Here is an 11,472-nt window from a genome sequence, read left to right as displayed (position 1 = left end):
GTCCGGCGCGCCGGACCCGCACGCTATCCGTATTGTCTGATTGATCCATCTATGCACGGCCTCGCGGCCAGGAACCGAGAAGGGCAGGTCGGCGATGCCGCTCCACAAGGACTCACCCCGCAGTGAACCGTCCGCAGAGCACCGCAGGCTGGCCCTCAACCCGTTCTTCGGGGAGGCCGATCCGACAGCGGGGATGGAGTCGGCGCCACCCCGGCACAAGCTGCCGGACGGGGCGCTGCCGCCCGCCACCGCGTACCGCCTGGTGCACGACGAGCTGATGCTCGACGGCAACTCGCGGCTCAACCTCGCCACCTTCGTCACCACCTGGATGGAACCCCAGGCCGGGGTCCTGATGAGCGAGTGCCGCGACAAGAACATGATCGACAAGGACGAGTACCCGCGCACCGCCGAGCTGGAGCGGCGCTGCGTGGCGATGCTCGCCGACCTCTGGAAGGCCCCCGACCCCTCGACGGCCGTGGGCTGTTCGACGACCGGGTCCAGCGAGGCCTGCATGCTGGCCGCGCTCGCGCTCAAACGCCGCTGGGCCGTCCGGAACGCCGACCGCTACCCGGCGACCGCCCGGCCCAATCTGGTCATGGGCGTGAACGTGCAGGTCTGCTGGGACAAGTTCTGCGCCTTCTGGGAGGTCGAGCCGCGCCTGGTCCCCATGGAGGGCGACCGCTTCCATCTCGACCCGCAGGCAGCCGCCGACCTCTGCGACGAGAACACCATCGGCGTGGTCGGCATCCTCGGCTCCACCTTCGACGGCTCCTACGAGCCCATCGAGGAACTGTGCGCCGCCCTCGACGCCCTCCAGGAGCGCACCGGCCTCGACATCCCCGTCCACGTGGACGGGGCGTCCGGGGCGATGGTGGCGCCGTTCCTGGACGAGGACCTGGTCTGGGACTTCCGGCTCCCCCGGGTCTCCTCGATCAACACCTCGGGGCACAAGTACGGACTGGTCTACCCGGGGGTCGGCTGGGTGCTGTGGCGCTCGCCCGCCGAGCTGCCCGAGGAACTGGTCTTCCGGGTCAACTACCTGGGCGGCGACATGCCGACCTTCGCGCTGAACTTCTCCCGGCCCGGCGCGCAGGTGGTGGCGCAGTACTACACCTTCCTGCGGCTGGGCCGGGAGGGCTACCGGGCCGTGCAGCAGGCGTCCCGGGACGTGGCCCGCGGGCTGGCCGAACGGATCGAGGACCTGGGCGACTTCCGGCTCCTCACCCGGGGGGACCAGCTGCCCGTGTTCGCGCTGACGACCGCGCCGGAGGTGACGGCGTACGACGTCTTCGACGTGTCGCGGCGGCTGCGCGAGCGCGGCTGGCTGGTGCCGGCGTACACCTTCCCCGCGAACCGGCAGGACCTGTCGGTGCTGCGGATCGTGTGCCGCAACGGCTTCTCCTCGGACCTCGCGGAGCTGCTGCTGGAGGACCTGCGGCTGCTGCTGCCCGAACTGCGCTGCCAGGACCACCCGTTGAGCCGCGACCACGACGTGGCCACGGCGTTCCACCACTGACGACAGGCCCCAGGCCGTGCGGCCGGGCCCCCCTCAGTGGCTCAGCCGCGCGAACCGCCGCACCGCCAGCGGGAGGAACACCGCGAGCAGCGCCAAGGGCCAGAGCACCGCGAGGAGCCCGGCATGGGCGGCGGCCCAGGAGTCCCCGACGGCGCCCGGGTTGCCGAACAGTCCGCGCACCGCCGTGGCCGTCGCCGACATCGGGTTCCACTCGACGACCGCGCCCAGCCACCCCGGCATCGACTCCGGCGCCGCGAACACGTTGGAGAGGAAGCCGACCGGCCAGACCAGGATCTGCACCGCCTGCACCATTTCCGGCCGCCCGGCCACCAGCGCCAGCAGGATGCCGAGCCACAGCATCGCGAACCTCAGCAGCAGGAGCAGCCCCACCGCCCCCAGCGCCGCGGCCGGCCCGTCGTGCCAGCGCCAGCCCATCGCGTACCCCACCGCGGTCATCACGGCCAGCGCGGCCACCGACTGGAGCATGTCCGCGACGGACCGGCCGACCAGCACCGCGCCGGAGACCATCGGCATCGAGCGGAACCGGTCGACGACCCCCCTGTCGAGGTCCCGGGTGACCGCGAGCATGGTCGACTCCAGGCCGAAGGCCATGGTGAGCGCGAGCATGCCGGGCACCAGGTACTCGGCGGTGCCGCCCTCGACGCCCCGGCCGCCGCCGACCAGGTAGTTGAACATCAGCAGGAGCATCACGGGGAAGACCAGACCCACGACGACCTGCACCGGCTGCCGCGCCCAGTGCGCCAGTTCGCGCCGGGTCATGGTCCAGGAATCGGCCGCCGCCCAGCCCGCCGCACTCATGCCGCCACCTCCACGTCGTCGGGCCCGCGCCCGGTCAGGGACAGGAACACCTCGTCCAGCGTCGGACGGCGCACCGCGATGTCCTCCGCCTCGATGCCCGCCTCCTCCAGCACCCGTACGGTCCGGGCGAGCGTCGCCATCCGGTCCCCGGCCGGTGCGCCGGCCAGCCGCCGGTCCCGGTCCACCACCGCGCCGCCGGTCAGCAGCCCGGCCGCCCGGTCCAGTTGCGCCGCGTCGCGGACGACGACGTCGATCCGGTCGCCGCCCACCATCGCCTTCAGCTCGTCGGCCGTGCCCTCGGCGGCCACCCGTCCGCCGTCGACCAGTGAGATCCGGTCCGCGAGCTGATCGGCCTCCTCCAGGTACTGGGTGGTCAGCAGTACGGTCGTGCCGCCGCCCACCAGGGAACGCACGGCCGCCCACACCTCCGCCCGGCCGCGCGGGTCGAGTCCGGTCGTCGGCTCGTCCAGGAAGAGCACCTCCGGGTCCGTGATCAGCGAGGCCGCCAGATCGAGCCGCCGCCGCATACCGCCGCTGTACTCCGCGACCGCCTTGCGGCCGGTGTCCGCGAGCCCGAACCGGTCCAGCAGCTCGTCCGCCCGGACGCCCGCCCGGCGTGCTCCCAGGTGGTACAGCCGCCCGAACATCTCCAGGTTCTGCCGGCCGCCGAGCCGCTCGTCGACCGCCGCGTGCTGCCCGAGCAGCCCGATCCGGCGCCGGACCTCGCCCGCCCGCCGCCGTACGTCGCATCCCGCCACCTGCACCCGGCCCTCGTCGTACCGCAGCAGCGTCGACAGGATGCGGACCGCGGTGGTCTTCCCCGCGCCGTTGGGACCGAGCACCGCATGCACGGTGGAGCGGGCGACCGTGAGGTCGAGCCCGTCCAGGGCCCGCTTCGCGCCGTATCGCTTGTGCACTCCTTCGACGACGATCGCGTCGGTCAAAATCGTCACACCCTCTCGTAGTCAAATTTGACTAGCGAAGGAAAGGTAACCGACCGGACCGCATTCGTCAAACTTGATTAGTGGGCGTCCCCGGGATCGGCGACACCGGTCGCGTACGGGTTCTCCTCGCCCTCGGCGAGCACGCCGACGAACGGATCGCCCTCACCCGCGAAGGTGTACGCCCCGCCCTCGATCCGGGCGATCAGGCCACGCGTCCAGTCGGCTCCCGCGTCCGCCGAGTGCACCCACATGTTCATGATCTCGCCGATGTGGCCGATCGACTCGGGGCCCGCCTCCGGCGTGTAGTACTCGGTGACCGACGTCCGCCACCTGGCCAGACCCGCCACCCGCTCCTTGAGCAGGGACACCGCCTCGGACCGCTCCAGGTCGACGATGCCGCCCAGACCCGCCGACAGCACGTCCAGCTTCTGGTCGTACGAGGTCAGCGCCGCGCGCAGCAGCGTGAAGTACTCCTCGTCGCCCTGCTCGGTGATCTCGTACTCGGTACGCGGCGGGCCGCCGGCCGTGCTCGGGGCGACCTCGTGGGCGATCAGCACGCCCTGCTTCGCCATCTGCTTCAGTGCGTGGTAGATCGATCCCGGCTTGGCGCTGGACCACTCGTGGGCGCCCCAGTACTCCAGGTCGTTGCGGATCTGATAGCCGTGCGCCCGGCCGTGCTGGCGCACGGCGCAGAGGACCAGCAGCCGGATCGCGGACATACCCACACACCTTTCTACTCAACTTTGATGAGAGTAGCGGTGCGTGATTCAGAGCGGGAAAACGCTCCGGCCGTGCTGGATCGATATCCACTTCTGGGTGGTGAAGGCGTCCACCGTCGCCTCACCGTTCAGCCGGCCCGTCCCGGACTTCTTCTCGCCACCGAAGGCGACCAGCGGATCGTCCTGGACGGTGGCGTCGTTGACGTGGAACATCCCGCTGCGAATGCGCCGGGCGAACCGCACCCCGCGTTCGGCGTCCGCGGTGTGCACGGCGCCGCTGAGCCCGTACGGGCTGTCGTTGGTCATCCGTACGGCCTCCTCCTCGCCGTCGAACGTGACCAGCAGCGCCACCGGGCCGAAGATCTCCTGGGAGAGCAGCGGGGAGTCGGCCGCGAGCCCGGTGAGCACGGTGGGCTCGACGAGATTGCCGCGGGTGCGGCCCCGGACCAGTGCCGTGGCCCCCTCGGCGACCGCCTGGTCGACCAGGGCGGTCAGGGCGTCCGCCTGGAAGGTGTTGATGACCGGGCCGATCTGGGTGTCGGGGTCGCGCGGGTCCCCGGTCCGCAGCGCTGCCACTCGTGCGGTGAACTTCTCGGTGAACTCGGGCGCGACGGCGCGCTCCACCAGTATCCGGTTGGCGGCCATGCAGACCTGGCCCTGGTAGACGAAGCGGCTGAAGACCGCGGCGTCGACCGCGTAGTCGATGTCCGCGTCGTCGAGCACCACCAGGGCGCTGTTTCCGCTGAGTTCGAGAATGGTGCGCTTGAAGAGCGCGCCCGCAGTCGCACCGACATGGCGGCCGACCCGGTCCGTTCCGGCGAAGGAGATCACCTTGGGTACGGGGTGCTCTATGAACGCGTCGCCTATCTCGGCTATGTCGGTGACCAGGACGTTGAGCAGTCCGGCCGGCAGTCCCGCGTCGTGGAAGATCTTGGCGACCAGCCCGCCGCCGGCCACCGGGGCGTTCTGGTTGGGCTTGACGACGACCGCGTTGCCGAGCGCCAGGGCCGGCGCGGCCGACTTCATCGTCACCAGGAAGGGGAAGTTGAAGGCGCTGATGACGCCGACGACCCCGACGGGCTGCCGGTAGAGCCGGTTCTCCTTGCCGTCCAGCGGGGAGGCCAGGATCCGGCCGCCGGGGTGCAGCGCCTGATGCGCGGCCTCGCGCAGGAACTCCTGGGCGGCGCGGAGTTCGTACCACGCCTTGGACCGGATGCCGCCCACTTCGTCGATGACGGCCTCGACGATCTCGTCGGCCAGCTCCTCGGTGATGCGCAGGGCCCGTTCCATGACCCGGGCGCGCTCGTACGGACTCGTGGTGGCCCAGGCCCGCTGTGCGCGCTCGGCCGCGCGGTAGGCGCGGTCGACCTCTTCGACGGTGGCGATGGTGATCGCGGCGAGCTTTTCCCCGTTGTAGGGATTGAAATCGATGATGTCCCACGAGCCGGTGCCGGTGCGCCATTCACCGTCGATGTACTGGTCGGCCAGCTCGCGGAAGAATGACATGCGATCCCTTACTGCAGGTGCAGACTCCTGTGGGGATGTCATGGTACTGAAATATCAGGAGAGTTGGAGAAGTCCCCGCAGCAGATCCCGGCTCTCCTCGGGACCCGGGCTGTCCTCGTGGAGCCGCACCATCGCCTTTTCGTACTGGGCGACTTCTTCGGCCTTGTCCAGATAGAGCGCACTTGTCAGCTGCTCCAAATAGACAATGTCCGACAGATCGGATTCCGGGAATCGCAGCATCGTGAAGGAGCCGCTCTCCCCCGCATGTCCGCCGAAACTGAAGGGCATCACCTGGAGAGTGACGTTCGGCTGTTCCGACATTTCGATCAGATGCCGCAATTGCTCGCGCATCACCTCGCGCCCGCCGTACGGACGGCGCAGCGCCGCCTCGTCCAGCACGGCATGGAAGCGGGGGGCGCGCTCGGCGACGAGGGCCTTCTGCCTCTCCAGCCGCAGCGCGACCCGGCGGTCGATCTCGGCAGCGGGGGCGCCGCGCATTCCCCGGGAGACGACTGCGTGGGCGTAGCCCTCGGTCTGCAACAGACCGTGAACGAACTGGACTTCGTAGATCCGGATGAGCGAGGCCGCCCCCTCCAGACCGATGTACGTCTGGAACCAGCCGGGCAGCACATCGCCGAAACTGTGCCACCAGCCTGCCACGTTGGCCTCACGGGCCAGGCCGAGCAGGGAGTCGCGCTCCACCTCGTCCGTGACGCCGTAGAGCGTGAGCAGGTCCTCGACGTCCCTGGCCTTGAAGCTCACCCGTCCCAACTCCATGCGGCTGATCTTCGATTCGGAAGCCCGGATGGAGTAGCCGGCCGCCTCACGGGTGATACCGCGCGAGTCACGCAGCCGTCTGAGCTGTGAGCCCAGCAGGATGCGCCGCACCACGGATCCACTCGACTCGCCTGCCGCCACTGGTCCAACCCTCCCCATCGCTTCCCTGGCATCGGGGCTCCCCCTGAACCCCAAGAGCCGGATTCTGCCATCAAAACGCTTCAGCCCGTACTCATTCGATTACGGAAATGGGAAGACTTGCCCAAGACTCCAAAACTCCACACAGGAAGAAATGAGCAAGAACCGGCACGGGGTCGGACAGGTCAGGCGCGTGCACGTGCATCTGCCCTTGCATCTGCCCTGCGCATTCGGAACCATGGGTGTCGCGCACCTGCGTGCTCGTTCGTGTTGTGCCGCTGTACCCGAGTACCCGTAGTACCGAGACAGCCGCGAATCCCGGGAGTGCCTCGCATGGGGACGAATGGATCGACGATGCTCGAGCCGTTAAGGCAGGGGCTTCCCCCCATCGATCCCTCTGCCGTCTCCGGATCAGCCACCTGTACGCTGCCCGCCCGTTACGAGGCCGTCGGCGGGGCCAGGCAGTTCACCCGGTCGACCCTGACCGGCTGGGGTCTGCACGAGCGGTTCGACGATGTCGCGCTGGTCGTCTCCGAGTTGGTCACCAACGCCCTGCGGCACGCGCTGCCCGCCGACATCCCGCGCGAACCGCAGGACCCGCCCGTGCGGCTGCATCTGATGCGCTGGACCTCGCGGCTGGTGTGCGCGGTACGCGACCCGAGCCAGGCGAGCCCGGTGGCGTCCGAGGCCGCCGACTGCGCGGAGTCGGGCCGCGGCCTCTTCCTCGTGGAGTCCTTCAGCGACTGCTGGGGCTGGCACCACTCACCCGTACTGGGTACGGAGGGCACCTCCGGCGCGGCGCTTCGCGGGAAGGTCGTCTGGGCGCTCTTCCGGCTGTCCGACCCCGCGTGACACACCGACGGCGGCACCGGACGACGCCGCGCGCGGCGGCGGGCACGGTGTCGCACGGCCGGGCGGAGGTCAGCCCTCCGCTATGAGGTGGTCGAACTCCCCGTCCTTGACGCCGAGCAGCAGCGCCTCTATCTCGGCCGGCGTATAGACCAGCGCCGGCCCGTCGGGATGCCGTGAATTACGCATCGCCACATCCCCGTCGGGCAGTTTCGCGAACTCCACGCAGGATCCTTGGGAGTTGCTGTGTCTGCTCTTCTGCCAGGCGACTCCGCGGAGCTCTGTCGCCGCCATGCCGTTGTACACGTGGTGCACAGGACGCTCCCCGAGTTGCAAGGTGCAAGTGTCAACTGTCTCGGATCATAGCTGTGTTCAATTTCCCGTGCATGAGCGGATGCATGCGCAGATGCACGTGCACGCGCGGTGTTCCTTTGATTACAGCTTCTCGCAGGAGAGACGAATGCCGGGCCGGTTCGGCTCCCGATTCCCCGAGTTGACCCTCTCCGGCCCGTTGCGACTCACTGGTAGCTTGGACGGTCTTTCGTCACCCAGGGGGAATTCCACATGCGCAAACTCGTACGTACCGGTGCAGTTGTCGCCACCGGCCTGCTGACCGCGCTCGCGCTCACCGGGTGCGGCAGTGACAGCGACAAGGGGGACACGGACGGGAGTTCCGGCTCCACCGCGACCCCGGCGCCCGCCGGCAGTGACGGCTCCGGCTCCTCGACGGGCGGCGAGGACGGCGCTGCCACCGGCGGGCTCAAGGCGCTGGAGGGCGCCTGGGCCGGGCAGACCGACGGCAAGGCCGTCGTGCTGTCCGTCGCATCCGGGAAGGCCGTCGTCGTCGCCGACTCCCATGTCTGCTCGGGCAGCGCCAAGGGCGGGGACGAGGTGACCCTGGAACTCAAGTGCGCCGACGGCGACACCGACCGGACCGCGGGAGCCGTCGAGTCCAACGACGGCAAGACCCTCGTCGTCTCGTGGGACGGCGGGACCAAGGACACCCTCGGCAAGACCGACGCCGACTCGCTCGAAGGACTGCCTGGCCTGCCGACCCCGTAACACCCGGGCCTCCTTCGCGTGTTCGGCGTTCCGGCGGCGGCCGCGCCCTCAGTCGTCGGAGGCGCCGGGCCGCGAGCCGTCGTCCAGGCCCAGGGAGAAATCCTCCAGGGCTTCGAGCAGGAGGTGGGCCCCGTTCCGCACGACCGGGTCCGTCCCTCCTTCGCGCAGCCGCTCCTCCTCGTCCCACTTCTTCAGCGCCTCCCGTACCGGCCCCCAGTCCGGCACCCGCCGCTCCCGCACCGCTTTCGCACCCTGCTCGGTGGCCCGGCGCAACGCCTCGGCCAGCGGGCCGGCCTCCGGTACGGGGGTGGCGCCGCCCTCCGGGAGGTGCGCCTCCATCACCATCGCGACCCGCCCGAGCTGGGAGAGGGCGTGCTGGGTGTCGTCCGCGGCGGCGTGCGAGAGACCGCGGTGGCGCACCGGTTCGTGCTGGGCGGTGGCCACCGCCTCCTGCCAGGCGACACGGGCCGCACGGGTGCGCAGCAGCGCGTTGCGGACGTCGTCGTGACCGCGGTCGGCCGGATCGGCGTACTGGTCGACGACCGCGGCGGCGTACCGGCCGTCCTCCTTCAGCCAGTCGCCGAGCCGGTTGCGCAGCTGCGGGGTCTCCCACGCCGGGTAGACGGCGTACGAGACCATCGCGAGGAGCCCGCCGGCGAGGGTGAGGACGACCCGTTCCAGCACGGTCTGCGACCAGTCGTCGCCCGCCATGCCCAGCAGGAAGACGACGTAGGCGGAGACGCAGGCCTGCCCGACGGCGTAGCCGGTGCGCATCAGCAGGTACATCAGCAGGGCGCAGACCACGGCGAACGCGGCGGACAGCTCCACACCGGGGTGGGCGGTCTCGACGATCACCGTGGCGAGGAAGACCCCCACGATGGTGCCGCCGAAGCGGGCCACGGAGCGTTCGTACGTCTTGGAGAACTCCGGCCGCATCACCATGACGGCCGTCATCGGCGCCCAGTAGCCGTGGCCGTACGGCAGCAGGGTGCCGAGGAGGTAGCCGACGCCCGCGACGACGGAGATCCGGATGGCGTGCCGCAGGATCGGGGAGCCGCGGTGCAGCTCGCCACGCATCGACTTGAGCACCACCGGGACCAGCCGCAGCAGGGTGGGGCGCCTCTGGTGCTCCGCCGGCCGCCGGCCCCGGCTCGCCGCGATGGCGTCGGCGGCCTCCTCGGCCTCGGCCCGTTCCTCCTTGGTGCCGTCGCCCTCGGCCGCCTCGATGACGTCGGAGAGCAGGGCGGCGAGCCGGTCGGCGGCGCGGAGCGGCGGACCGGTGAGCAGCGTCCCGGTGTCGGGGGTCTTCAGCGCGGCGACGGCGGAGGCGGGGAGCCGCACCGGGTCGCCGTGCCGGATCGCCCCGGCCGCCGCGTCGAGCAGCGATCCGGCGGCGGCGAGCAGCTCACGGACCCGGTGGCGCTCCGGCCCCTCGGCCGGTACGCCCATGGCCGGGTCCGCGAGCGAGGCGAGCACCGGTCTGATCCGCTCGGCGACCCCGCGTGAGCCGTGCAGCTCGGCCGGGCGGCGGCGGGCCTGGCGCGGGGTGACGGCGGCCGCGCTGCGGGCCTCCATCAGCGGCACCGGGTCGAAGTGGGCGACCGGGTCGTGGCGCAGCCGGCGGGCGTAGTCCGCCTCGGCGGCCAGCGCGTCGGCCAGGGCGTCGCGCTGGGCGCCCCATCTGCGGACCGGGAACAGCACGATCAGCGCCGCCTGGACCACTCCGCCGAACGTGATCATCACCCCGTGCAGGGCCGCCTGGGCGACGGAGGTGGGCAGGGTGACCGTCACCAGCATGATCGCGACGTTGGACGCGGCGATGATGCCGCCCGTCGGACCCGCCGCCCAGGCCAGCCCGGCGAGGAAGGTCCAGAGCACCAGCAGCACCATGAAGAGCAGGAGACGGTACCCGGTGACATAGCCGATGAAGGTCGACACGCCGAGGCTCACGCCGGAGACGAGGGCGAGCACCGGCCGCGGCCGCCAGCTGCGCTGGAAGGTGGCGATGGCGGCCTGGAAGGCACCGAAGGCGGAGCTGGCCGCGACCACGGGCCCGAAGAGGGCCAGGCTCACGCCGATCACCAGGGCCAGACCGGCCGCGCCGCGGATGGCGATCAGCGGTTCGAGGCGCCGCCGCTCGATCGTCAGCCCCGAGCGGGCGGTCTCCTTCAGCGCCCGGAGCCAACTCATGCCCAGAGCCTAGCCGGATTTACCGCTATGCCCGACTTGTCGGAATCGACTTCATGGCGTCGGCCGCCCTCGCACCGGTTCGCCCGCCGGCCTCAGCCGGAGACCTCCGGAGCCGCGCCCATCCTGGCCCGGTCGGCGGCGGCCGTCCCATGGATCCAGCCGTCCGGGTCGGTGGCGCCCCGCACCCGGGTGGTCGTGGTCTGCGGGAACATCCGCTCGGCGGTGTCGGTGACCGCCATGTCGCGGGCGGCCAGCACGGGCAGCAGCCCGGGGTCCGCCGGGGCGGACGGGCCGGCCGCGGCGCCCTCGGCATCGGCCGCCGCGGTGGCACGGGCGGTGCCGTCGGCCAGCCGGCGGCCCAGCCGCTGGGCGTAGGCCATCAGGAAGGACTGCCGGAAGGTCTTGGTCCGTTTGCGCCCGCCGGCCCGCTGGCCCGCCTCGGCCCTGGTCATCGCCACGGTGCCCTGCACCAGCAGCGAGGTGTGGAGGAGCTCCACGGCCTCCAGGTCCGGCTCGAAGCCGACGACCGTCGAGAAGCCGAGATCGCTGTTCCACACCGCCCGGCAGCGGTTCGCGGAGGCGACGGCGTCGAGCAGGATCGCCTTGGCCGTCTCGTACGGGGCGTCCACCCCGATCCGGCAGGCGCCCGGCGCGCGGCTGCTGTGCGTACGGGCGGCGAGCAGCGCCTCGTCGATGCTGTGCCGGGCCATCAGCTCCTGCGCCTTGGTGGTGAGCGCCTCCGCCTCCTCGGGGAACCCGGTCGCCTCCGCCTTGGCCAGCAGCGCCCGGATGCGGGTCAGCATGCGGGGTTCGTCGTGCGCGGGCGGCAGGCGCAGCCCGTCGCGCGGCGCACCGGGCGGGGGCCCGACGGGTTCGATGGCGGGCAGCCGCAGGAGCAGCCGGTACAGCCCGAGGAGTTCGCAGGCGTACGAGAACCGGTCGGGCCGGCCCG

Annotated in this window: 11 protein-coding genes; 3 read left to right on the top strand and 8 right to left on the bottom strand. The window is 71.1% G+C overall.

Features of this window, described 5'->3' with window-relative positions; all coding sequences use genetic code 11:
* Positions 1-94 precede the first annotated feature (94 nt).
* On the top strand, positions 95-1,516 hold the full coding sequence (gene gad, locus J1C73_RS25035) for a glutamate decarboxylase (RefSeq protein WP_207318369.1): 1,422 nt from the start codon (positions 95-97) through the stop codon (positions 1,514-1,516).
* Between the two features lie 33 nt (positions 1,517-1,549).
* On the opposite strand, the gene J1C73_RS25030 is transcribed toward gad, so the two are convergent.
* From J1C73_RS25030 to J1C73_RS25010, 5 genes are all read right to left on the bottom strand, one after another.
* Positions 1,550-2,335 (bottom strand): ABC transporter permease, encoded by a 786-nt coding sequence (locus tag J1C73_RS25030; RefSeq protein WP_207318368.1) that lies wholly within the window; start codon positions 2,333-2,335, stop codon positions 1,550-1,552.
* Positions 2,332-3,279 (bottom strand): ATP-binding cassette domain-containing protein, encoded by a 948-nt coding sequence (locus J1C73_RS25025; protein WP_207318370.1) that lies wholly within the window; start codon positions 3,277-3,279, stop codon positions 2,332-2,334. Before J1C73_RS25025 ends, J1C73_RS25030 begins: the two co-directional genes overlap by 4 nt.
* A gap of 77 nt (positions 3,280-3,356) precedes the next feature.
* Positions 3,357-3,998 (bottom strand): PadR family transcriptional regulator, encoded by a 642-nt coding sequence (locus tag J1C73_RS25020; RefSeq protein ID WP_207318367.1) that lies wholly within the window; start codon positions 3,996-3,998, stop codon positions 3,357-3,359.
* Positions 3,999-4,046: 48 nt separating this feature from the next.
* Positions 4,047-5,504: an aldehyde dehydrogenase family protein gene (locus tag J1C73_RS25015; RefSeq protein WP_207318366.1), complete on the bottom strand. Its 1,458-nt coding sequence runs from the start codon at positions 5,502-5,504 to the stop codon at positions 4,047-4,049.
* A gap of 54 nt (positions 5,505-5,558) precedes the next feature.
* Positions 5,559-6,440: a Sco1979 family transcriptional regulator gene (locus J1C73_RS25010; RefSeq protein ID WP_207318365.1), complete on the bottom strand. Its 882-nt coding sequence runs from the start codon at positions 6,438-6,440 to the stop codon at positions 5,559-5,561.
* A 333-nt stretch (positions 6,441-6,773) separates the two neighbouring features.
* On the opposite strand from J1C73_RS25010, the gene J1C73_RS25005 reads away from it, so the two are divergent.
* On the top strand, positions 6,774-7,271 hold the full coding sequence (locus J1C73_RS25005; protein ID WP_123460080.1) for an ATP-binding protein: 498 nt from the start codon (positions 6,774-6,776) through the stop codon (positions 7,269-7,271).
* Between the two features lie 69 nt (positions 7,272-7,340).
* Here J1C73_RS25005 and J1C73_RS25000 read toward each other — a convergent pair whose 3' ends face one another.
* The gene (locus J1C73_RS25000; protein ID WP_073733643.1) at positions 7,341-7,583 is read right to left on the bottom strand and encodes a DUF397 domain-containing protein; all 243 of its coding nucleotides are present in this window, start codon (positions 7,581-7,583) and stop codon (positions 7,341-7,343) included.
* Positions 7,584-7,832: 249 nt separating this feature from the next.
* Between J1C73_RS25000 and J1C73_RS24995 the strand changes: the two genes are divergently transcribed.
* Positions 7,833-8,330 carry a hypothetical protein gene (locus J1C73_RS24995; protein WP_207318364.1) on the top strand — a complete coding sequence of 166 codons (498 nt, stop codon included), beginning with the start codon at positions 7,833-7,835 and terminating at the stop codon, positions 8,328-8,330.
* A gap of 48 nt (positions 8,331-8,378) precedes the next feature.
* Here J1C73_RS24995 and J1C73_RS24990 read toward each other — a convergent pair whose 3' ends face one another.
* The gene (locus tag J1C73_RS24990) at positions 8,379-10,520 is read right to left on the bottom strand and encodes an FUSC family protein (RefSeq protein WP_207318363.1); all 2,142 of its coding nucleotides are present in this window, start codon (positions 10,518-10,520) and stop codon (positions 8,379-8,381) included.
* Between the two features lie 92 nt (positions 10,521-10,612).
* Positions 10,613-11,472: DUF2786 domain-containing protein (locus J1C73_RS24985; RefSeq protein WP_207318362.1), on the bottom strand; the 860-nt coding region annotated here is incomplete at its 5' end.

Source organism: Streptomyces laculatispora, from assembly GCF_017353455.1.
GTDB lineage: Bacteria > Actinomycetota > Actinomycetes > Streptomycetales > Streptomycetaceae > Streptomyces > Streptomyces laculatispora.
This window is presented reverse-complemented; position numbering and strand designations above follow the sequence as displayed.